The organism is Mucilaginibacter sp. AK015, from assembly GCF_014200785.1.
Lineage (GTDB): Bacteria > Bacteroidota > Bacteroidia > Sphingobacteriales > Sphingobacteriaceae > Mucilaginibacter.
In genome coordinates, this window is sequence record NZ_JACHCV010000001.1 from 662,195 (window position 1) to 683,815 (window position 21,621).

21 protein-coding genes and 2 tRNA genes are annotated in these 21,621 nt (G+C 45.1%); 12 read left to right on the forward strand and 11 right to left on the reverse strand.

The window, feature by feature from the left end; translation table 11 throughout:
- Positions 1–83: 83 nt before the first annotated feature.
- Complete coding sequence (gene rnhA, locus HDC91_RS02875) at positions 84–554, forward strand: ribonuclease HI (protein WP_183548292.1); 471 nt, start codon at positions 84–86, stop codon at positions 552–554.
- Positions 555–768: 214 nt separating this feature from the next.
- Here the strand turns inward: rnhA and fbp are convergent, their stop codons facing one another.
- The 4 genes from fbp to HDC91_RS02895 form a co-directional block, all read right to left on the reverse strand.
- Positions 769–1,818 carry a class 1 fructose-bisphosphatase gene (gene fbp, locus HDC91_RS02880; protein ID WP_183548293.1) on the reverse strand — a complete coding sequence of 350 codons (1,050 nt, stop codon included), beginning with the start codon at positions 1,816–1,818 and terminating at the stop codon, positions 769–771.
- A gap of 23 nt (positions 1,819–1,841) precedes the next feature.
- The gene (locus HDC91_RS02885; protein WP_183548294.1) at positions 1,842–2,333 is read right to left on the reverse strand and encodes a metallophosphoesterase; all 492 of its coding nucleotides are present in this window, start codon (positions 2,331–2,333) and stop codon (positions 1,842–1,844) included.
- Positions 2,334–2,425: 92 nt separating this feature from the next.
- Positions 2,426–3,127, reverse strand: coding sequence for a tRNA1(Val) (adenine(37)-N6)-methyltransferase (locus HDC91_RS02890; RefSeq protein WP_183548295.1), 702 nt, complete (start codon positions 3,125–3,127; stop codon positions 2,426–2,428).
- 3 nt (positions 3,128–3,130) lie between these two features.
- A complete protein-coding gene (locus HDC91_RS02895; RefSeq protein ID WP_255476644.1) occupies positions 3,131–3,856 on the reverse strand; it encodes a glycosyltransferase family 2 protein in 726 nt (241 codons plus the stop codon).
- 21 nt (positions 3,857–3,877) lie between these two features.
- Here HDC91_RS02895 and pbpC point away from each other — a divergent pair, with 21 nt between their 5' ends.
- From pbpC to HDC91_RS02920, 5 genes are all read left to right on the forward strand, one after another.
- Positions 3,878–6,262 carry a penicillin-binding protein 1C gene (gene pbpC, locus HDC91_RS02900; protein WP_183548296.1) on the forward strand — a complete coding sequence of 795 codons (2,385 nt, stop codon included), beginning with the start codon at positions 3,878–3,880 and terminating at the stop codon, positions 6,260–6,262.
- A 9-nt stretch (positions 6,263–6,271) separates the two neighbouring features.
- Entirely contained in the window at positions 6,272–6,982 is a 711-nt protein-coding gene (locus HDC91_RS02905; protein WP_183548297.1) for a 3'-5' exonuclease, read from the forward strand.
- A 91-nt stretch (positions 6,983–7,073) separates the two neighbouring features.
- Positions 7,074–7,244, forward strand: coding sequence for a hypothetical protein (locus HDC91_RS02910; protein ID WP_183548298.1), 171 nt, complete (start codon positions 7,074–7,076; stop codon positions 7,242–7,244).
- Between the two features lie 3 nt (positions 7,245–7,247).
- Positions 7,248–7,727, forward strand: coding sequence for a nucleotidyltransferase (locus HDC91_RS02915; RefSeq protein WP_183548299.1), 480 nt, complete (start codon positions 7,248–7,250; stop codon positions 7,725–7,727).
- 8 nt (positions 7,728–7,735) lie between these two features.
- Positions 7,736–8,098, forward strand: a complete 363-nt coding sequence (locus HDC91_RS02920) for a VOC family protein (protein ID WP_183548300.1) — start codon at positions 7,736–7,738, stop codon at positions 8,096–8,098.
- A gap of 145 nt (positions 8,099–8,243) precedes the next feature.
- Here the strand turns inward: HDC91_RS02920 and HDC91_RS02925 are convergent, their stop codons facing one another.
- Positions 8,244–8,975: an AAA family ATPase gene (locus HDC91_RS02925; RefSeq protein ID WP_183548302.1), complete on the reverse strand. Its 732-nt coding sequence runs from the start codon at positions 8,973–8,975 to the stop codon at positions 8,244–8,246.
- A 359-nt stretch (positions 8,976–9,334) separates the two neighbouring features.
- On the opposite strand from HDC91_RS02925, the gene HDC91_RS02930 reads away from it, so the two are divergent.
- Genes HDC91_RS02930 through HDC91_RS02940 form a run of 3 tightly spaced genes read left to right on the forward strand, consistent with a single transcriptional unit; the run spans position 9,335 to position 14,915 of the window.
- A complete protein-coding gene (locus HDC91_RS02930) occupies positions 9,335–12,403 on the forward strand; it encodes a SusC/RagA family TonB-linked outer membrane protein (protein ID WP_221262088.1) in 3,069 nt (1,022 codons plus the stop codon).
- A gap of 10 nt (positions 12,404–12,413) precedes the next feature.
- Positions 12,414–13,988: a SusD/RagB family nutrient-binding outer membrane lipoprotein gene (locus tag HDC91_RS02935; protein ID WP_183548306.1), complete on the forward strand. Its 1,575-nt coding sequence runs from the start codon at positions 12,414–12,416 to the stop codon at positions 13,986–13,988.
- Between the two features lie 12 nt (positions 13,989–14,000).
- Positions 14,001–14,915 (forward strand): DUF4397 domain-containing protein, encoded by a 915-nt coding sequence (locus tag HDC91_RS02940; RefSeq protein WP_183548308.1) that lies wholly within the window; start codon positions 14,001–14,003, stop codon positions 14,913–14,915.
- Positions 14,916–14,988: 73 nt separating this feature from the next.
- Here the strand turns inward: HDC91_RS02940 and katG are convergent, their stop codons facing one another.
- From katG to HDC91_RS02955, 3 genes are all read right to left on the reverse strand, one after another.
- Positions 14,989–17,265 (reverse strand): catalase/peroxidase HPI, encoded by a 2,277-nt coding sequence (gene katG, locus HDC91_RS02945; RefSeq protein ID WP_183548309.1) that lies wholly within the window; start codon positions 17,263–17,265, stop codon positions 14,989–14,991.
- 203 nt (positions 17,266–17,468) lie between these two features.
- A tRNA-Leu gene (locus tag HDC91_RS02950) sits at positions 17,469–17,550 on the reverse strand.
- An 82-nt stretch (positions 17,551–17,632) separates the two neighbouring features.
- Positions 17,633–18,421 (reverse strand): helical backbone metal receptor, encoded by a 789-nt coding sequence (locus HDC91_RS02955; protein ID WP_183548312.1) that lies wholly within the window; start codon positions 18,419–18,421, stop codon positions 17,633–17,635.
- 72 nt (positions 18,422–18,493) lie between these two features.
- Between HDC91_RS02955 and hscB the strand changes: the two genes are divergently transcribed.
- The 3 genes from hscB to HDC91_RS02970 all read left to right on the forward strand — a co-directional run bounded on the left by hscB (position 18,494) and on the right by HDC91_RS02970 (position 19,675).
- Entirely contained in the window at positions 18,494–19,018 is a 525-nt protein-coding gene (gene hscB, locus HDC91_RS02960) for a Fe-S protein assembly co-chaperone HscB (protein WP_183548314.1), read from the forward strand.
- Between the two features lie 156 nt (positions 19,019–19,174).
- Positions 19,175–19,456 carry a GIY-YIG nuclease family protein gene (locus HDC91_RS20130; protein WP_183548316.1) on the forward strand — a complete coding sequence of 94 codons (282 nt, stop codon included), beginning with the start codon at positions 19,175–19,177 and terminating at the stop codon, positions 19,454–19,456.
- Between the two features lie 139 nt (positions 19,457–19,595).
- Positions 19,596–19,675: transfer RNA gene (locus HDC91_RS02970), tRNA-Leu, on the forward strand.
- A gap of 338 nt (positions 19,676–20,013) precedes the next feature.
- Here HDC91_RS02970 and HDC91_RS02975 read toward each other — a convergent pair.
- The 3 genes from HDC91_RS02975 to HDC91_RS19920 are packed head-to-tail and all read right to left on the reverse strand — an operon-like array spanning position 20,014 to position 21,575.
- A complete protein-coding gene (locus HDC91_RS02975) occupies positions 20,014–20,793 on the reverse strand; it encodes a phosphatase PAP2 family protein (RefSeq protein ID WP_221262089.1) in 780 nt (259 codons plus the stop codon).
- Positions 20,794–20,823: 30 nt separating this feature from the next.
- Positions 20,824–21,108 (reverse strand): DUF481 domain-containing protein, encoded by a 285-nt coding sequence (locus HDC91_RS19915; protein WP_255476646.1) that lies wholly within the window; start codon positions 21,106–21,108, stop codon positions 20,824–20,826.
- The gene (locus tag HDC91_RS19920) at positions 21,108–21,575 is read right to left on the reverse strand and encodes a hypothetical protein (protein ID WP_255476647.1); all 468 of its coding nucleotides are present in this window, start codon (positions 21,573–21,575) and stop codon (positions 21,108–21,110) included. The genes HDC91_RS19915 and HDC91_RS19920 overlap by 1 nt, the downstream gene beginning before the upstream one ends.
- Positions 21,576–21,621 lie beyond the last annotated feature (46 nt).

Below are 21,621 nucleotides of genomic sequence, written 5' to 3' on the forward strand. Positions count from 1 at the left end.
TTTTTGAAACGCCTACGGTATATTACGTTTAGATTATAACTATTTATTTTACTTTTGTTCCCCTTTAGGGGGTTAAAGGGCTTATGATAGAAATTTATACAGACGGTGCATCAAGCGGAAACCCGGGGCCGGGCGGTTATGGAGTAATATTGCGTTCGGGACAGCACTATAAAGAGCTTTCGGCAGGATATCGTAAAACTACCAATAACCGTATGGAATTGCTGGCCGTTATCACCGGATTGGAAGCCATCAAAGCGCCTAACCAAAACGTCACCATTTACTCCGACTCCAAATATGTTATCGATGCGATTGAAAAACGCTGGGTACATGGCTGGGTTGCCAAGGGCTTTAAAGATAAGAAGAACAAGGACCTTTGGCTGCGATATCTTACTATTGCCAAAATACATAACATTAAATTTGTTTGGGTACGCGGCCATAACGGGCATCCCGAAAATGAGCGCTGCGACCAGCTTGCGGTAGCTGCCGGCAAACAAAAGGATCTTCTGATAGACTCTGTTTTCGAAATGGAATCGGCTAAAGCGGGTTTATTGTAAGCTGCCCTACGCTTAAAAATTGTACATGGTTACAAATTTCCGCTAAACTTTTGGTGGCACTATCGTGTCAGTACACAAAAATTGAAATAACTGATTATCAACATGTTCATAGTGTTCACGGTGTTCATGTGGTGTGAACGTGAACACTTAGGGTGTATTTCTATTCTTAGTAGTGACTCGTTTCAGTTACCGTGATCTGTCAACTATTAACTATCTACTGCAAACACACTTCACCCTCGAAATTCCGTTTTATCAGCTGCGGCGAAAAGCAGGCCATCATTTCTTCGGCCTTACCAACCATGTTTTTGGAGCCGATAAATATAGCCGATCGCTGGTGCAATTCGGTTACATCCAGTTCCAGTATGCGGTTATAGCCGTTACTGGCCTTCCCTCCTGCCTGTTCTATAATAAATGCCATAGGGTTACACTCGTAAACCAGGCGCAGTTTACCATTAGGGGCGGCCGCCGTTAACGGGTAAATAAATATACCCCCTTTGATCATGTTACGATGCAGGTCAGCCACCATCGAGCCTATATAGCGCGATGTATAAGGCCGTTTGGTTTTATCGTCTTCTACCTGGCAATATTTGATGTATTTTTTCACCCCATCCGGAAAATGCGAATAATAACCTTCATTGATGGAATAAATAACCCCATCATCCGGGATACGCATATTGGGGTGCGATAAGCAAAACTCGCCTATAGATGGGTCCAGCGTAAAGCCATTAACACCTTTGCCTGTGGTATAAACCAGCATGGTTGATGAGCCGTAAATTACATAACCTGCGGCAACCTGTTCGGTACCGCGCTGCAAAACGTCAGATAATTCGGCCTTGCCGTTGGTAGATATCCGGCGGTATATAGAAAAGATGGTACCCACACCAACGTTCACATCAATATTTGATGAACCGTCCAATGGGTCGATAGCCACCACGTATTTAGCGTTCTTCGAGATCTCCGATTCGATATGGATACATTCGTCATTTTCTTCGGATGCCACCATACAACACTCACCTCCATATTGCAGCGCCGAGATAAACTGCTCGTTAGCATATACATCCAGCTTCTTCTGACCTTCGCCCTGTATGTTTGTAGTGCCGTTATCGCCCAAAATATCAGCGAGGCCGGCTTTGTTCACCTCCCGGTTTACAATTTTAGCCGCGATGCCTATATCCCTTAAAAGGCGCGACAGCTCCCCTTTGGCATATGGAAAATCGGCTTGTTTTTCTATAATAAATTGTCCTAATGTTTTTACTGCTTTCATAGGCTTAGTGTAAAAACTACATATTATTTATGCAGTTCAATAACGTCTAAGGTATGAATTTTTTCGTCAGTAATAGAAAACCTTATCAAAGTTCGCACCTTGTGCCAGCCCTGTTTACCGGCTGCTCCGGGGTTTAAATGCAAACAATTTATTTTTTTATCGTAAATAACTTTCAAAATATGCGAGTGGCCACTTATAAATAAACCAGGAGGCTTAGTGTATATTTCACGCTTCACGTTTGGCGCGTACCTGTCCGGATAGCCGCCGATGTGCGTCATCCAAACATCCACCTTTTCGCACATAAAACGCAGGTGTTCAGGGTAAACTTTTCGTACATCGGCACCGTCAATATTGCCGTATACTCCTTTTAGTGGTTTAAAGGCGGCTAACTTGTCGGCCAGCTCAATATTTCCAAAATCACCGGCATGCCATATCTCGTCGCAATTTTCGAAATGCTTAAAAACGGCGTCGTCCAAAAAACCATGGGTATCTGATATCAGGCCTATACGAACCATACAATTTTAGAATTTAGATTTACGATTTTAGATGTTCCTTTGTGTTTTCGTCTTTTTAATTTCAGGATTTAGAGCTTTAAATTTAGAATTTCTCAAAATATCGTTAAAAAGTCTCCAAGGGCCAACTGGTACTCCACTGAGTAAACTTTGGGCACATCATAAATCACAAATTGTTCTTCGGTTATTCCCTTCTGCTCTTTGCCAAAAGTTAATATAACCCGGTGGGGTTCGCTATCAGCAAATGATTTTACAGCTATAACTTTTTGCAGGTACAGCTGGTATTTTGGCAACAGGTCCATAATAACAGCAGCTGTCGGTAAAGGTATGATCAACTGGCAGGTGCCTGTATCTGTTAGATGTTCGGCAGCATACTTCACCAATCGATCAAAAAATAAGCTATCCGTATGCCTCGCCAGGTTCTTCTTTTGATTTGCAGAGGTAAGCGAATCCAGGAAGAACGGCGGATTGGATACGATGAGATCATATTTTTCAGGATGCCCAACTTCTATAAAATCGCCTTTTATGATATTCAGTCTGTCTGCAAAAGCTGAATCTTCAAAATTTCGTGCAGCGGTTTCTGCCGCGTGCTCATCAATTTCAATGGCGGTAATATTTGCCTCGGCAAAGCGCTGCGCCAGCATTAACGCAATAGCCCCGGTGCCCGTGCCAATATCCAAAATGCTTTGCGGATTGTTTGCCGCAGCCAAAGCACCAAGCAGTACGCCGTCCGTATTCACCTTCATGGCGCAGCCCGTTTGGTCAACATCAAACTGTTTAAATTTGAATACGCTCATGGCTTATCGGCTAAACAAGCCATACTTTAATATACAATATATCGCGCGTACGCCATCCTTCCAGCCTATTTTTTTACCGTCCTCATAAGTGCGGCCATAATAAGAGATCCCTACTTCGTAAATGCGGATAAGTGGGATACGCGCAATTTTCATTGTTACTTCAGGCTCAAATCCAAAGCGTTTTTCCTTTAATTTGATGGATTGCAAAAGCTTGGTGTCAAACAACTTATAACAAGTTTCCATATCTGTAAGGTTAAGGTTGCTGATCATATTACTAAGAAAAGTTAGCCAGCGATTGCCAATGGTGTGCCAAAAAAACAATATCCGGTGCGGATTGCTGCCCATAAACCGCGAGCCGTAAACCACATCGGCGAAGCCGTTGCAAACGGGTTTTAGCAGGTCGTTGTATTCGGCCGGGTCGTATTCCAGGTCGGCATCCTGGATTATAAGATATTCGCCTGTAGCTTGTGCAATACCTGTGTGCAGCGATGCTCCTTTGCCACCATTCCTAATGTGCCTAAAGTATTTAATGTCAAGTTCGGGGTTGGCGGCCTGATAATCAGCAACGGTTTTTTCGGTATCATCGGTAGAGCAATCGTCAATAATTATAATTTCCTTTTGAATATTATCCATCAACGTAACGGCTTTTATCTTATTCAGAATGAGGTGTATGGTATCGCCCTCGTTAAAAGCCGGGATAATTATTGATAATTTACCTATTTTCATCATGGATTATAAAATGCCAAATTAATGCTATCCTGGATAAAGCAAAACCTGAAAAAGCCAAAAGTAGTGATATTACTGGCTATATTGTTTGCTTTAGGGTTGTGGTTTGCTCTTTGTTTACCCAGGCCTTTATTTGGCAACCCCACATCTTTTGTTATCGATGACGATGCAGGCAGGTTATTGGGTGCATCTATCGCGGCCGACGGACAATGGCGTTTTCCTCATAATGCTGAGGTGCCCGAAAAGTTTAAAAAATGTATCATAGCTTTTGAAGATAAACGTTTTGAAAGCCACTGGGGTTTCGATCCGCTGGCGTTTGGCCGGGCCATAAGGCAAAATATTAAGGCCAAACGGGTAACCAGCGGCGGCAGTACCATCACTATGCAGGTTATACGCCTCGCCACCCGTCACAACCGTACCGTATTGAATAAAATAGGCGAAATATTTATGGCGCTGCGGCTGGAACTGGGCTACAGTAAAAACCAAATAATGGCCCTGTATGCCAGCAACGCCCCATTTGGCAGTAATGTTATTGGTTTAGATGCCGCGGCCTGGCGCTACTTTGGCCGCGAACCCAATAAATTATCGTGGGGCGAAATGGCTGCGCTGGCCGTGCTGCCCAACTCGCCATCGTTGGTGCATCCCGGAAAAAACCGTGAAATTTTATTAAAAAAACGGAATTTATTGCTGGAAAAACTGAATAAACAAGGCGTAATAGACGGTACCACAACGGTACTTGCAAAACTGGAACCTGTACCCGATAAACCCGTGTCGCTGCCGCAGGTTGCCCCACACCTGCTGCAACGCTTTAAAGGAGATTTTAAAAACAACAGACAAACTTTTACCCGCTTACAAACCACCTTAAAAACTACGTTGCAAGATCAGGTTAGCGATATAGTCGAAAAACATCATCAGGTTTTGAAGGCCAACGATATTAACAATATTGCAGCAGTTGTTTTAGACGTAGAAAGCGGCGCCGCCCTGGCGTATGTTGGCAATATAACCCACCGCGAAGACCCCGAAATGGAAAGCGATGTTGACGTGGTAAATGCGCCACGAAGCCCGGGCAGCACACTAAAGCCCCTGCTTTACGCCAGTATGCTGCACGATGGGCTGATACTGCCCAACAGTCTGATAGCTGACGTACCTACGCAAATAGCCGGCTATCACCCCGAAAACTTTGATTTGGGGTACGATGGCGCTGTGCCTGCCTCAAATGCCCTGTCACGATCGTTGAATATCCCGGCGGTTAAAATGCTTCAGCAATATAAGTACGAGCGTTTTTACGATAAGCTAAAAAAAATAGGCTTTACCACTTTAAACCAACCTGCCGATCATTACGGCCTCTCGCTGATATTGGGTGGCGGCGAAAATACCCTTTGGGAACTTACAGGCGCTTACGCCGATATGGCTAGGGTACTTAACCATTACAATAACAATGGCGGCAAGTATGATCCGGCTGATTACCACGCCCCGGTATATTCGTTATCGCCCCGCCAGAAACCGGTGTTTGAGAAAAGCGGATTGCTTGATGCAGCCTCTATTTACTATACCCTGCAGGCCATGGAAGATGTAATGCGTCCCGGGGAAGAAATGCTTTGGCAGCAGTTCAGTTCTACCCAACGCATCGCGTGGAAAACGGGTACCAGTTTTGGTTTCAGGGATGGATGGGCCATTGGCATTACGCCCAAATATGTGGTGGGCGTTTGGGTAGGCAATACCGACGGCGAAGGCAGGCCGGGCTTAACCGGCATACATACCGCCGCGCCTGTATTGTTCGACATCTTTAGGCTTCTGCCTGCAGCACGCGATTGGTTTGAAGAGCCAACCGGCGAAATGGTTAAGATAAACGTATGTCGCGAAAGCGGGTACCGCGCCGGGCAATACTGTAATGATGTAATTGAGCAACGGGTACCCAAAAGTGGGCTAAAGGCACCTGTTTGTCCGTGGCACCGGCTGGTGCACCTTTCTGTTGACCAAAAGTACCAGGTAACGGGCAATTGCACTCTGCCAGATGATATCATTAACAAAAGCTGGTTTGTGCTGCCCCCATCAATGGAGTATTATTACAAAACCAAGAATTACCAGTACCACGCGCTGCCGCCATTTGCGCCGGGCTGCGAACAGGCCGAAACCAACCCGATGGAGCTCATCTATCCAAAAGATGGCGCCAAAGTTTACGTACCGCTGGAAGCCGACGGCAAGCGCGGCAGGCTGATCTGTAATGCCGCACACAGGCAAAGTGGTACGAAGATCTACTGGCACCTGGATGACAAATACATTGGCGAAAGCGGCACCTATCACCAAATGGCGCTAAACCCATCGCCCGGGAAACATAAACTGACGCTGGTTGATGCCGGTGGCAACACTCTGCAAATAAATTTTGAGGTGCTGGATAAGAATAAATAACTTAGTACCATGCTTGAACAATACGACCTGAGCAACCTGATGGTACTGGATATTGAGACCGTACCTCAATACAGTAATTACGACGATATGCCTGATGCGTTGCAGGAGCATTGGGCGCATAAAACACAATACCAGCGCAAAGACGACACACCGAAAGAATTTTACGACCGCGCGGGTATCTGGGCCGAGTTTGGCAAGATCGTTTGTATATCAGTGGGGATATTTACCAACAGCGGCGGCAACCGCCCGGGCCTGCGGGTAAAATCATTTGCGGGGCACGATGAAAGGGAACTGCTGGCAGATTTTAGCAAGATGCTGTGCAGCCAGCCCTTGAGCCTGATCCTTTGCGCGCATAACGGCAAGGAGTTCGACCTTCCTTACATTTGCCGCCGCATGTTGATCAATGGTGTAACTTTTCCGCCGCATTTACAGATACAGGGCAGAAAGCCATGGGAAATTCCCCACCTGGATACTATGGAGCTATGGAAGTTCGGCGATTATAAGAACTATACCTCGTTAAGCCTGCTTACCGCTATATTTAACATCCCCACCCCTAAGGATGATATCGATGGCAGCCAGGTTGGCTATGTTTACTGGGTTGAAAATGCTTTAGAACGCATTTGCACCTACTGCCAAAAAGATGTAGTAGCAACCGCGCAACTCATCAGGCGTTATCGGGGCGAGGCTTTAATAGAGGATGAATGTGTGACAATAGTGTAAGATGCACAAAAGCAGATCAATGCACCAAACCGCTACCCGCATTCATGGTAATTATTGAACTATGGCACTTTATATATGTATATTAGTATTCATGAAAAACGAAAAAAAAGGTTTACAGGAACCTGATGATCTGATATCTGTTAATGAAACTGAAAGGTTAAGGAGAGATATGAACCGACCCGATATGGAAAAATTACAGCTTTTCACTAAAATGCTCCGTACAAATTTGATATTAAAAAAAGCTGTTATCCGTCATAAGTAATTTATGGATATTTTGGATGATGAGTTGCTGAATTTTTGGCGCACTCTTAACTATAACGATGTAAGATATATAATGGTAGGTGGCTTTGCAACCCGTTTTCATGGCTTTAACCGCAATACCGATGATATAGATCTGTGGCTTGAGGATACAGCCACCAACCGGAAAAATTTGCGCAAAAGTTTTGTTGAATTAGGTTACGGTGATTTCCCAACAGTTGAAACAATGCGATTTGTAGCCGGATGGACAAGCTTTTATATAGGGCAAACGATAGAATTGGACATTATGACTGACATGAAGGGACTGGAAAACTTTAGCTTTAATGAATGCCTCAATTTAGCATCCGTTGCCGACCTGGATGGCATAATTGTCCCTTTCCTTCATATAAATCAATTAATAATCAATAAAAAAGCTGTGAATCGCCCTAAAGACCAGGTTGATGTTTTAGAGCTTGAAAAAATTAAAAGACTGCGACACGGTGAGTGAAAAATAACATGGAAGACAAAGGCATATCCCTCCGCCCGTTTATAGGCGCTAAAGACTACGACGTATCGCGTAGATTTTACCGCGACCTTGGCTTTGAAGAAACCGTATTATCGCCCGATATGTGCGTATTTAAAAGCGGCGCCTTAAGCTTTTACCTGCAGGATGCGTACGTTAAAGACTGGATAGATAACACTATGCTTTTTATGGAGGTGGATGATGTGAACCGGTTTTGGCAGGAACTGGTAGCGCTTGATCTTACACAGAAATACAACGTACGCCTTACCCCCGTGAGAACCGAGCCCTGGGGCAAAGAATGCTTTGTGCACGACCCCTCAGGTGTTCTTTGGCACTTCGGGGAGTTTAAGAAATAATACCTCTCCGATGGCAACAAAAAGAAGATCTGCAGGAGCGGCATCTTGCCGCCGTAATTTAAAACCATGCGGCCGGAGAGCTTATAATAAACGTCACTCGGCATAAACCGAGCAACTGCATAAGACGATCGTTTAAAAAGTACACCTACTCACCCGTCAAATGGCGAAGGTATGTTGCCGGGTTATCTAAAAATGATTTGGTAAGGTAAAAATGTTCGGTGTCCTGGTAAGTAGTTTCGCGCACGCCGCTTTCGTCGAACTGGTAAATGGTGGCCCCAGGATAGCAAATAAGCATCGGCGAATGGGTTGCTATCAGAAATTGGGCCCTGCCGCTTTTATCAAGCTGGTTTATAACAGATATAAAGGCAAGTATCCTGGCGGGTGAAAGTGCCGCTTCGGGCTCATCAAGGATATAGATACCTGATTCGAACTGGTTATTAAATAAGGCTAAAAATGATTCGCCGTGCGACTGTTCATGCAACGACCGGCCGCCGTAAGCATTCAATATCCTGCGGTCGCTTCGGGCCAACTCATCGATGTATGAAGCAAAATTAAAAAAGCTTTCGGCCCTCATAAAAAAGCCCTCTGTTATCCGGCGTGGTGTCCATGACAATTGCAGACTGGAAGCTAATGCCGATTCATAACCTTCAAACCGGTGTCCGGTGTTCAAGTTATGGTTCCGGTTACCCCCTCTAAGGCTAAATCCGCATTGCTCTGCTATCCCTTCAAGTAATGTAGACTTGCCCGAACCATTCTCGCCTACAAAAAATGTTACGTTGTTTTTTAGTTCAAGTTGCAAACCATTATTAAGACTCGCAATGTGCTGCAAAAAACCCTCATTAAGCGGGGGAAGTGATACGCGTGATAAAAAAGGCATTGCTGTATTATTTAACCATAGCAAACTTACTACTCTTATCGGTTTTGCATACGGGACTGTATATAATTATGTCGCTTTGCTTACAAAGGTCGGCCCCATTCAGTTAACCCGAAAAGACCTTTACTATTCAATTTCCCCATAAAGTCTATCTTTTTACTATAAAGTAACAAAGTAAATACATTTAATTTAAAGGGAGGCTTAATCTTGCATGGTTAAATATAATCGCCCGATTTTTATTTGATAATTAATAAATATTTCCTGACATTCATTTTTTTATCTACTTACCCTTTAAAAACTCCTTTATGAAGAAACATCTACTCCTCTTTCTTCTGTTGGTTAATTGTTGTGCTTTGCAGGTAATGGCACAAAGCAAAACAATAACCGGAACAGTCACCTCAAGCGCAGACAACCTCTCAATGCCGGGTGTAACAGTAAAGATCAAAGGCACCACCACAGCGGTAAGCACCGATGTTAACGGCCGTTATTCTATTAACGCTGCACCTGGTCAGGTACTGGTTTATTCTTTTATAGGCAACAGTCCGGCCGAACGTACCGTGGGTGCCGAAAGTGTTATTAACGTAGTATTACAGCCCGATTTAAAAAGTCTGCAGGAAGTTACCATCACCACCGGCTTTGGTGTAAGGCAGGAAAAGCGTGACCTTACATCCTCTGTACAGGTAATAAAAGGCTCGGCGGTGCAGGCTACTCAGCGCGAAAACTTTGTAACGGCGTTACAGGGGCGTGTGGCGGGGGCTAATATCACCAGTACCAGCGGGCAACCGGGCGCTTCGGCTTCAATTGTGCTGCGGGGGATAACTTCTATAGGCGCCAGCAACCAGCCTTTGTTTGTAGTTGATGGTATTCGCGTTAATAACGACGCACTGAGCCAAAGCTCGCTGGCATCAAACGGCGACAACCGCCGACAGGATTTCACCAACCGTATAGCCGATATCAACTCCGACGATATCGAGAACATTACCGTACTTAAAGGTGCCGATGCGGCCGCCGTTTATGGCTCTGACGCGGCTGGCGGCGCCATTATCATCACCACTAAAAAAGGCCGGAGCGGCAATGGCGCGCTTACTTACGACAACAACTTTAGCTTTGCTAAGGCTTACCGTTTCCCGGAGGTCCAAAATACCTTTGGCCCGGGTTCATCAGGTAACCTCGACCCGTTGGTAAGGACAGCCTTTGGCCCTGCCTACGCGCCGGGCACACAAACTTATGATAACGTCAGGAATATCTTCCAAACGGGTTTTACCCAACAGCACGACCTGGCGCTTGAGGGTGGTAACGAAACAGCTACCTACCGCATATCTACCGAATACAGGCATACCGGCGGTGTGTTGCCAGTAGCTTATAATGATAAGATATCGCTGCGCCTTGCTGGTTCAGCTAAATTAAGCTCAAAATTATCCAGTAGTGCAAGCTTCAACTATTTCAATATAGATAACCGTAAGTTAAATAAGGGTAACTCCGGTACATACATTAATGCGCTGGCCTGGCCTACAAACGATGATGTACGCAACTATCTAAACCCTGATGGCAGCAGGCGTACCTTATTGCCGCCCAGTATAAAAAACGTAACAACCGATGCTTCGGTTGATTTCGATAACCCTTTGTGGGATGCCCATAAAAACATCAGCCGCGACAAAACAAACCGTATGCTTGGCAACGTGGACCTGTCTTTTGATGCGGCAAGCTGGTTAAACTTACGGGCACTGGTAGGTATCGATTTTTATACTACAAACGGCAATAACCTGTTAAGTCAGTACAGTTCATCGTACCAAAACTCGCCGTTAAATAGTTTCGCGGCTACTAACGGTATATCCACTGGTGGTATTATCGATAATTATAATGACAACAACCTGCTCACCAATGGGTCGTTATTTGCCACGTTTAAAAAGACCTTTGGCGATTTCAGAACCACGCTTGCCGTAGGTGCTGAGGTATACGATAACCGCGACCAGATCAATGGCTTTTATGGCGAGAAGTTTTTGCAGCCCGATTTTAATACCATCAATAACACCACGCCTACTACACAGCGCAACTCGAGCAACTTTTTTGAGACGCGCCGCATAGGGGAAATCGCACGGTTAGGTATTGTGTATAAGGAGATGCTAACTATTAATGCTACAGGCCGGCAGGATTACTCGTCGCGTTTAGCAGGTACACAAAAATCCAGCTATTTTTACCCGTCGTTTGGTGCAGGCTTTATCTTTACCGAGCTCCCTGCCTTAAAAGACAACAAGGTGTTATCCTATGGTAAATTGAGGTTTTCATATGCCGGTGTGGGTAAGGATCCTTTTGCGCCTTACAAAATCAAATCAAGTGTTGTACAGCAGGCTACCACCGGTGGCGGTTTTGCTTACGACGTTACAGGTAACAACCCAAACCTGCGGCCCGAAAAGGATTACCAGCTTGACTTTGGCGCAGAACTGCAGTTTTTTGAAGGCCGTTTAGGCGCAGATATCAGCTTTTACCAATATCGGGCGACCGACCAGATATTTGACCCGCGCATAAGCTACGGATCGGGTTATATCCTTGAATTTGTGAACGGCGGCGAAATAAAGAATCGTGGTATAGAGGCCCAGCTTACAGGCATCCCTGTTAAAACTCCAAACTTTACATGGAATACGTTTGTAAACTTTACCCTTAACCGAGGCAAGGTGATAAACCTTGGCGATTTGCCCGAGTACTATAACTCAGATACCTGGGTATATGCCAACGCACGTGCCAGTATATTCCCCGGCAGCAGCTTAACCAATATTGCGGCCTATACTTATGCCCGTAATGATAAAGGCCAGATATTGGTCGATCCATCGAGCGGGTTGCCTATATCAAACAACACCTTTGTAACCGTAGGCGACAGGCAGCCCGATTTCACTGTTGGGTTTGGCAACTCGTTTACTTACAAATCGTTGAATCTTTCTTTCCTGTTTGATATACGCAAGGGCGGCGATGTTTTTAACGCCAACGAACTGTTCCTTACCCGTTATGGTTTGAGCGCCCGTACGCTCGACAGGATGCAGCCGCGCATTATTCCCGGTGTATTAAAGGATGGCAACGAAAATTCGGCCAACCCGACCGTGAACACGATACAGGTTACACCGTATTACCAAAACACCTATTACTCGGCCGCCATGGAATCAGATTTTGTGGAACACGACATCAACTGGCTGCGTTTGAGAGACATAACGCTGAATTACGCCATACCACAAAGCGTGCTTGCACCATCAAAAGTGTTTAAAAGCGCGAGCATATTTGTTACGGCTACAGATGTGTTCATGCTCACCAATTACTCGGGTGCAGACCCAGATGTTAATGGTAACAATTCGTCAACAAGGGGCTCGGGTTCGGCCGGTTTTGATTACGGAACAGTGGCAACCCCGCGCACTATTTCGTTAGGTTTAAGAGTAAAATTATAAGCAGATAACCATGAAAAAAATTATATACACGTTTACTGCTTTACTTGCGATAAGCATTGCAAGCAGTTGTAAAAAATTCACCGATATTAATAATAATCCCAATGCACCAACCAATGTTGACGCAAGTACATTATTACCGCCAATGCTGGCAGGTATGGCCCGGGGTAACTGGTACGATAGCCGCTACATAGGCCAGTATGCACAAATATGGGGCTCGCCAAGCGCAAATAATGTTTGGGATCAGGAAGGTTATGTGCCCGGCAGCGATTCGGGCGGCGAGATGTGGCGTACGGTTTATTTTAGCCTTGGGCAAAATGTAAACCTGATGTGGGAAGATGCCATGGCCAAAAAGAAATACGATTACATTGGCGTTGGTTGGGCATTGCGCGCCTGGGGATGGCAAAACGGCGGCGATGAATATAATAACATGATTGTAAAAGAAGCCTTTGACCCTACAAAGCTTACCTTTAATTATGATAGCCCCGATTATGTGTACGCTGAGGTAGTTAAAGATTGCCAAAAAGCCCTTGATTATCTTAACCTTGCTATAAAAACAGATGGTAACACATCTGCCGACCTGGCAAAGGGCGATTACATGTATTACGGCGACAGGACAAAATGGGTGAAATTTGTGTATGCGATACTCGCCCAAAATATGCTTCACCAAAGCAATAAGGCCACCTTTAATGCCGATCTTGTAAAGAAGTATGCCGACAGCTCATTTGTAAGCAACGCCGATAATGCAAGCGTACAGTGCACCGGCTCGCAATCGGGCGATTCAAATTTCTGGGGCCCCACCCGCGGAAACATTCCGAGCTTTCGGCAGTCGGATTATATCGTCAGGTTACTTGACGGCCGCATATTGGCGGGATTGCCAGCACAAGATAAAACCATGGACCCTCGTTTGCCCCTATTGCTTGCGGCAAGTAAGGATGGTGTTTATCGCGGTGTTGTAGCTCCCCTCGGCGACCCTAATACCGCTGATGCAAATACCGCCATACCGGCAATGGCCGGGGCTACTACAGCCAACTCGGGTACACCGTCAGCAAAGTATATATTTAATGATAATTCCCGGGGTGTTTTGATGACTTACGCCGAGGTGCAGTTTTTCGCGGCCGAAGCGTTATTTAAAAAGGGTGATAAGCCCGGTGCTTATGCGGCCTACATAAATGGTATTAAGGGCGCACTTGACTTTGTAAGCAACCCTCCTATCGGCAGTTCTTTAACAGGTACTCAAAATTATATTTCCGAGCCTGCCAAAACCGCCTATTTAACCAGCGCGAGCGTACGCCAGGACCCAGCCTCGTTACAATTGAGCGATATAATACAGCAAAAGTATATTTCGCTGTTTGTGTGGGGCGCACCCGAAGCATGGGCTGATATGCGCAGGTACGAATATGATCAGAACATTTTCCAGGGGTATGTAAAGCCTACTACCATTTACCCTGCCAACGCAGGTAAACAGGTGTACCTTTTAAGGCCACGGTACAATTCTGAATACATATGGAATATTCCTGCGCTTAAGCTCATAGGTGCGCTCGATCCTGATTACCACACTAAAAAACCGTGGTTTGTATTACCATAAACAATAACAGACATGAACAAAACAATATACATAGCGTGCAGCCTGCTTTTAGTTATGGCAGGTTGTACCAAAACAAAAATAACCCAACAGGGCGAAATGGCTACCGGCGCGCAAATAAAGTTGATACACGCGGCGTCGGGTGTACCTGCAGTAGACGGCTTCGTTAATGATAAAAAGGTATCGGCGACAACCATTTATCCCGTAACTGATCAGGAAATAGTAACATCCATAACCACAGGCTTTAGTTATTTATCGGTTTTCCCCGGTTTAAATTACCTATCCGTGTCGCCCGGCAGTACTGTTATTAAATTCACAGCTGCAACTTCAGATCCGGTGTTAAAGAGCCCGCAAACTGTTGCACCCCAAACCGTTATCGGCGAGGTTACCCAGGCCACTAAAGATGGGTCTGCCTACTCGGCATTCTTAATGGGCTTGCCGGGCGGATCGGCCAATGGTTTAAAGGTTAAGGTGGTTGAGGATAAATTCCCGGCCCCGATAGCTAATAAAGCGTTTGTGCGCTTTGCTCATATGGTACCCAACGGCGAGGTTTTAGACCTGAACGCCACCTATACCCTGGCCGGCGGAACTGTAACTACGCAAACCGTAATACCCAATACAAGCTATGGCACGGTAACCGATTTTGTACCGGTAGATGTTAATCCTACAAGTACAACAAACTATAAGTTCCAGATGGCTTTGAGCAGCGCTGCCACCAACTTTGGTACTATAACCGCCGATATACCGCTGGCACCGGGCAGATACTATACCATAATAGGCAGAGGCCTTGCAAGCGATTACGCGGTGCCGGGCACTTCTATTCTTCTAAGGGCATCTGCCAGGCCAAAACTGCCAACCACCGACCCTATAACCCGTGCGCCTGAGATCTACTTTAATGCGCCCGGTATTACTTACTATACTAATAAATAACATCGATTCAGGGTTAATTAAAAACGCCACCCATTGGGTGGCGTTTTTATATTACAAATTTGTACAAATCTTACTACCTATGAATATCAAACCTGTCCAGGTTCATTACTTTACTCCAGGCGGCTACAAACTCTCTTACAAATTTATCGTGGGCATCTGCGCTTGCATAAACCTCAGCAACAGCTCTCAACTCGGAATTAGAACCAAATACCAGGTCCGCACGTGTCGCCGTCCATTTAACAGCCCCGGTAGTACGGTCACGTCCTTCATAAACTTCTTTGCTTTCTGATACCGCTTTCCACGCAGTGCTCATATCAAGCAGGTTTACAAAAAAGTCGTTTGTTAACCGGCCTGGAGTTGAAGTAAATACGCCATGTTTTGATCCGTCAAAGTTTGTTTCTAATACCCGCATACCGCCTATCAGCACTGTAAGTTCCGGTATAGTAAGTGTAAGTAGTTGTGCTTTATCAATCAGTAATTCCTCGGTAGATACCGGCATTTTTGATTTGCGATAATTGCGGAAACCATCGGCGGCGGGTTCAAGGTAACCAAACGATTCAATATCAGTTTGCTCCTGAGATGCATCCATACGGCCCGGTATGAACGGAACACTGATGTTCTCTCCTGCATCCCGTGCAGCTTTTTCAACACCCGCGCAGCCAGCCAGTACGATCAGGTCGGCAAGGGAAACTTTTTTGCCGCCTTGCTGCGTACTGTTATATTCATTTTGAATATTTTCTAATACCGTCAACACTTTTTGCAGCTGCGGCAGGTTATTTACCTGCCAGTATTTTTGCGGCGCTAAACGGATACGCGCACCGTTGGCACCCCCGCGTTTGTCAGACCCGCGAAAGGTAGATGCCGATGCCCAGGCTACTGTAACCAACTCTGAAACCGACAGACCTGACGCCAATATCTTTACCTTTAACACGGCAATATCAGTTTCATCAATTAATTGGTGATCAACCGCTGGTATGGGGTCTTGCCAGAGTAATACTTCCTGGGGCACGTCCGGTCCCAGGTATCTGTCGCGGGGGCCCATATCACGGTGTGTTAATTTAAACCATGCCCGCGCAAAAGCATCTGCAAACGCGTCAGGGTTTTCCAGGAAACGCCTCGATATTTTTTCGTACACTGGGTCGAACCGTAAGGACAGATCGGTGGTAAGCATGGTAGGCTTATGTTTCCTGGTGGCATCGTAAGCATCGGGTATAATGTCGTCTGCATTTTTAGCTACCCATTGATGCGCGCCACCCGGGCTTTTGGTAAGTTCCCATTCAAAACCGAACAGGTTCTCGAAAAAGCTGTTGCTCCATTGGGTAGGCGTTTTAGACCAGGTTACTTCAAGCCCGCTGGTTATGGTGTCAGGGCCTTTGCCAGAGCCGTATTGGTTAGCCCAGCCGAAGCCTTGTAATTCCAGATCGGCAGCTTCAGGCTCTTTGCCCACATGGTCTGACGAGGCAGCGCCGTGGGTTTTTCCAAAGCTATGCCCCCCCGCAATAAGCGCAACGGTTTCCTCGTCATTCATGGCCATACGACCGAACGTTTCGCGAATATCCTTTGCAGCCGCAATGGGATCAGGGTTGCCATCCGGACCTTCGGGGTTAACGTAAATTAAGCCCATGTGGGCGGCCGCAAGCGGTTTTTCAAGGTTGCGCGAGTGCGTATCTCCATCCGCATCTTCATCAGATACTAAAACACCATGCCCCTTTACACCCGGCGAACCGTCAGGATAACGCTTATCGTTACCCAGCCACGTGGTTTCAGAGCCCCAGTATACCGATTCGTCAGCTTCCCAAACATCCTGTCTGCCGCCCGCAAATCCAAACGTTTTAAAACCCATCGATTCCAGCGCAATATTACCGGCAAGTATCATCAAATCGGCCCAGGAAAGCTTGCGGCCATATTTTTGTTTTATGGGCCATAGTAATCTGCGTGCTTTATCCAGGCTAACATTGTCGGGCCAGCTGTTAAGCGGCGCAAACCGCTGTAACCCTGCACCACCACCACCGCGGCCATCGGTTACCCGGTAAGTACCCGCGCTATGCCATGCCATACGTATAAATAACCCGCCGTAGTGTCCAAAATCTGCCGGCCACCAATCCTGAGAGTCTGTCATGAGAGCATACAGATCGGTTTTAACAGCTTGCAGGTCGAGGCTTTTAAATTCCTCCGCATAATTGAAGCCCTCACCCATCGGATTCGATAAGGATGAATTTTGGCGGAGGATATTTAGTTTTAACTGGTTGGGCCACCAGTCGCGGTTGCGGGTACCGCCGCCGCCAACATTATGTTTCATACTGCCATTGTGAAAAGGGCATTTACTGATGTCGTTTGAATCGTTTTCCATTTCTTAGAGTTTGGTATTGGTATCTTGTTTATAATCGTTGTATCGGGACGCTTTATAAAAATAGGAGATTGATATTTATAATCATAATCAATAATCTCTATGAAAGGATAGTTAAAACTTATAATCGGCTCGCTAAGTGCTTTAAAGTGTTTGAGGCATAAAAAAAGCCGCTAACTTGCTCAGTTAACGGCTTCAAAAAAATGTGCGGAAGAAGGGACTCGAACCCCCACGCCTCGCGGCGCCAGATCCTAAGTCTGGTGCGGCTACCAATTACGCCACTTCCGCGTTTGGTTTTTTAGAGTTGGCAAAGATAGCTTAAAAAGCTATACTTTAAAACGGAATTTTACTTTTTTCGTTATCTGCCTCATTACATTGGTGTTAATTTGTCAATAAGGCCTTTAAAGTATGCCGGCGCATGTAACAAACGGCTACCATACCACGAAAACATTTCGCCATCAACCAGCATCACCTTTGCATCGGGTAACAGCTTTTTAAATTCATCAATATGTTTTTTAGCGAATGGATAAGGCTCCGATGACAACAGTATAACCTGTGGGTTCACCTCTTTTATACCCTCAATGGTAAGTTCGGGATACCTTGTTGCGTTAACCGCGTTTTCAAATCCGCATAATTGCAGCATGCTGTTTATAAACGTTCCGCTACCCGCAACCATATAAGGTTTACGCCATATCAAGTAGGCAACCCGCGTTTTTACACCACCAGTCTTTAAAGTGTGAAATTGGAGCGAAATTTTATTGGATAGGCTTAACGCTTCAGTTAGTTTCCCGGTCACCTCTCCTACTTTGGTTATCATGTCAAGCGCACCGTCCAGGTCAGTTATATCGCTTATCCAAACCGGATAGTGCTTCATCAGTTTTTCTACCTGGCTTTGCTCATTTTCTTCTTTATTAGCAACGATCAGGTCGGGCTGCAGTTGATGTATCGCTTCGATATTTAATTGCTTGGTGCCCCCAATTTTGGCCACCTGTTTAACTTTATCTGCCGGATGGATACAGAATTTGGTTACGCCAACAACCCGTTCGCCTAAACCCAGATAGAACAGCAGTTCCGTTTGCGATGGCACGATGGAAATGATTCGCCGCGGCGCTGCCGGCAAATCAATGGCGTTGTTCATCTGGTCGTAAAAAACAGGCATAATAGATTAGCTATGTTATATACGCTAAGGTAATTTAAATTTCAGCCACCAAAAATTTGTAGTTTTGCATTGATGAATTATTTCGAATTTTACGGCCTGCCCGAAACATTTAAGCCCGATGCAGCACAGCTTAAAAAGCAGTTTTATGCTTTAAGCAAGCAGTACCACCCCGACTTTTTCGCGAACGAGGACGATAACAAACAGCAGGAAATACTGGAGCTATCAACCCTGAACAATAAGGCCTACCAAACACTTAGCGACCCGAACAAGGTGTTAGAATATATATTGAGGCTGCACGACCTGGTAAGCGAGGGCGCTAAACCACAGCTACCGGCAGATTTTTTAATGGAGATGATGGATATCAACGAACGCCTGATGGAAATTGAGAACGCCCAGCAATTTGGCGACATCAGCGCGGAAGTCGCTGCCATTGAGGGCGATATAACCGAGGAACTCAGCGCGCTTACAAACGACTACGAAACCCTGAACGATACCGCCAGGGAAGACAGGCTAAATGATATTGCAAATGTTTACTACAGGCAAAAATATCTGTTGCGAATTAAAGAGAGTTTAGATACAATAAGCACACGGTTGTAACAATACCCACTGGCGGCCCCGATAGCTATCGGGGTGGTAGACGCGCTGGTCTCAAACACCTGTGGGAAACCGTGCCGGTTCGTCCCGATAGCTATCGGGACCGGCGCTGGGTACAAAGCCTTGATAGAAATATCAAGGCTTTTTTTATTTTTGGTTATGGCCTCCGTATATATCCTTTTTTCCAAAGAATTAAACCGTTATTATATCGGTAGCTGTAAGGATCTCCCCGATCGAATGAAGCAACACACCAACAAAGATTTCGTAAACAGCTTTACGGCAAAGTGTAATGATTGGGTGTTTTCTCTTTCAATTGACAACCTTGAATATCAGCAAGCACGTTTAATAGAATCGTATAAACGAATGAAAAGTAAAAATTATATAGAAAACCTTAAAAACTATCCTGAGGTAATTGAACGGTTAAATCTTAAATACTTATAACTATATATTTAAGCACTACAAAAGCATAGTTTATACAATAAAAATAATTATCAAAAGCAAAAATATCTATTGCGAATTAAAGAGAGTTTAGATACATTTGCAGCCCGCTTCTAAGCAAAAGACTTGCTTAAATAAGTATGCCCAGCTGGCGGAATTGGTAGACGCGCTGGTCTCAAACACCTGTGGGAAACCGTGCCGGTTCGACTCCGGCGCTGGGTACAAAGCCTTGATAGAAATATCAGGGCTTTGTTGTTTATGACGGAAAGCGTTTTTCCTTCTTCTACCCCAGCTTCTTCCTCAACCACTTCCTCACCGGCTCGTCATACCACTTTAAGGCGGCATAAGCCGATGCGATGGCGTTATTAAGATAAGTAACGCGTGAGGCCACACCGGCAAAATTGGTATACCTTTATGATTACTGATCCAGGTTAGGTAAAAGTAAACTAACCGGAGTGTGCCGTGTGGGTTTTGCTATCCACGAAAGCAACAGGCTGCAAAAAGAACGATGAATGGTAAGGGTGATTTGACATGGTTGCCCGTACACGGGTTATCGAGGCTTATAGCTGCTTTACAAAAGCAAACCCTGCAACCCCATTTGTATATGTTGGCATGATAAGGCTGTTTTTATTTGAATTTTTATCGTGGAATAATTTATTTCTGAATAAAGGATAGATCAGATATGCAGCCTTAGTAGAGAGTATACCGACTCCCGCCCCTGCAACAATATCGCTGAACCAATGGTCGCGGTTGTAAACACGCAATATGGCTGTTGCGGTAGCAAATGAATAACCCGCTATGCCATACCATGGCGACTTTTCGGAATATTCCTGTGCCATAAACTCGGCTGCCGCAAACGCGTTAGCGGTATGGCCGGAGGGGAACGAATAACTATTAGACCCATCAGGACGAAGCCGGTGAGTCACCTTCTTCAAAGTAAAAGTAGTAAATGACATTATACCTACCGACATGCCGTACAATATCGTTCTGTCTACGAAAGTATTTTTACCTTGTATACCTGCCAGGTTTAAACCGTAAACCATTGCTGCGGGTGCATATTGGAGATAATTCTCGATATGGTTATGAAAGTTCGGGTGATCTTCCTGCATATCGTTATAAACATGTATATCCACATCTCTTATCGGCTTTACAAATAACGATAGCGCACCGTAAGTGACAAACACGGCTGGCGCGATATATGAAGCCGCCTTGCTCTCCAGGTGCCTTACAGTGTCAGGTAAAGCTAATAATTTGGCTGAGTCTATCTTTGTGGTATCGGATGTTTGGCCGTTGACATTAAACCAGGTAATGCTTAACAACAGGACGATTATTTTTTTCAATGAGTGTTTGATATAATATCAGTTATAAATTTAAAACCATTTTTCGGCGGTAACGCCATACGTGAACAGCAGGTTTTCGCTGTTTGTACGATTTAAGCGATTATAGTTAAGTGATGTGGTAAGGCTGAGCCATTTTTGCAATTTAAACGAAAGACTTGTAGTAGATCGTATAATATAATCGCTTTGCTGCTGCATTGAGTTTTGCAAAAAGTTAGAGCCGTCTATTACCACCCTATCGCTAATATTAAACCTAAACTGCAAACGCAACGAGTTGCGGTAGGTTTGATACACGTCGCGCTTATTATTTGCCAGCATCAGGTCGCTGGAATCAATAATACACCATCGCTTATATTGAGATAAGTATTGGCGCTATCGAACAAACTATAGGCTATACCGGCCCCTGCAAGTAACTGATTATTTATTTTTAAAGAATAGCTGGTGTTGTAATTAACCAGGCCCCAGTAAAAAAAATGAGGGATGCCTTTATAAAGATTGAAATCCAACGCGGTTGAAAAATCATTGTTGCTAAGGTTTCCGTTTTGCTTGCCATATATCCAGTTGTTGCTGAAATTTAATGATATATCCTTCTTTTTAATGTTAAATCTAAACGTGTTGTTAAGCAGATATGCCGTACCATCGTTAGTTTTATTGATAGAGCCGGACGACTGGAAAGCAGTATGATAATGCGTGCTGTCGTTAAATTGCGCGTAGGTACTTTCAAAAACACAGGTGATTGCGGCCGTTAATATTAAAAGTTTAATGCAGATTGCAATTTTGGTCATGATGTTAAAATGGCAACAAGCCCGGGCTCAACTGGTTAATATTTAC

Coding starts and splice junctions, on each gene's coding strand:
- rnhA (WP_183548292.1), top strand. CDS start 84: ATGATAGAAATTTATACAGACGGTGCATCAAGCGGAAACCCGGGGCCG.
- fbp (WP_183548293.1), bottom strand. CDS start 1,818: ATGAAAGCAGTAAAAACATTAGGACAATTTATTATAGAAAAACAAGCC.
- HDC91_RS02885 (WP_183548294.1), bottom strand. CDS start 2,333: ATGGTTCGTATAGGCCTGATATCAGATACCCATGGTTTTTTGGACGAC.
- HDC91_RS02890 (WP_183548295.1), bottom strand. CDS start 3,127: ATGAGCGTATTCAAATTTAAACAGTTTGATGTTGACCAAACGGGCTGC.
- HDC91_RS02895 (WP_255476644.1), bottom strand. CDS start 3,856: ATGATGAAAATAGGTAAATTATCAATAATTATCCCGGCTTTTAACGAG.
- pbpC (WP_183548296.1), top strand. CDS start 3,878: ATGCTATCCTGGATAAAGCAAAACCTGAAAAAGCCAAAAGTAGTGATA.
- HDC91_RS02905 (WP_183548297.1), top strand. CDS start 6,272: ATGCTTGAACAATACGACCTGAGCAACCTGATGGTACTGGATATTGAG.
- HDC91_RS02910 (WP_183548298.1), top strand. CDS start 7,074: ATGAAAAACGAAAAAAAAGGTTTACAGGAACCTGATGATCTGATATCT.
- HDC91_RS02915 (WP_183548299.1), top strand. CDS start 7,248: ATGGATATTTTGGATGATGAGTTGCTGAATTTTTGGCGCACTCTTAAC.
- HDC91_RS02920 (WP_183548300.1), top strand. CDS start 7,736: ATGGAAGACAAAGGCATATCCCTCCGCCCGTTTATAGGCGCTAAAGAC.
- HDC91_RS02925 (WP_183548302.1), bottom strand. CDS start 8,975: ATGCCTTTTTTATCACGCGTATCACTTCCCCCGCTTAATGAGGGTTTT.
- HDC91_RS02930 (WP_221262088.1), top strand. CDS start 9,335: ATGGCACAAAGCAAAACAATAACCGGAACAGTCACCTCAAGCGCAGAC.
- HDC91_RS02935 (WP_183548306.1), top strand. CDS start 12,414: ATGAAAAAAATTATATACACGTTTACTGCTTTACTTGCGATAAGCATT.
- HDC91_RS02940 (WP_183548308.1), top strand. CDS start 14,001: ATGAACAAAACAATATACATAGCGTGCAGCCTGCTTTTAGTTATGGCA.
- katG (WP_183548309.1), bottom strand. CDS start 17,265: ATGGAAAACGATTCAAACGACATCAGTAAATGCCCTTTTCACAATGGC.
- HDC91_RS02955 (WP_183548312.1), bottom strand. CDS start 18,421: ATGCCTGTTTTTTACGACCAGATGAACAACGCCATTGATTTGCCGGCA.
- hscB (WP_183548314.1), top strand. CDS start 18,494: ATGAATTATTTCGAATTTTACGGCCTGCCCGAAACATTTAAGCCCGAT.
- HDC91_RS20130 (WP_183548316.1), top strand. CDS start 19,175: ATGGCCTCCGTATATATCCTTTTTTCCAAAGAATTAAACCGTTATTAT.
- HDC91_RS19915 (WP_255476646.1), bottom strand. CDS start 21,108: ATGCTGGCAAATAATAAGCGCGACGTGTATCAAACCTACCGCAACTCG.
- HDC91_RS19920 (WP_255476647.1), bottom strand. CDS start 21,575: ATGACCAAAATTGCAATCTGCATTAAACTTTTAATATTAACGGCCGCA.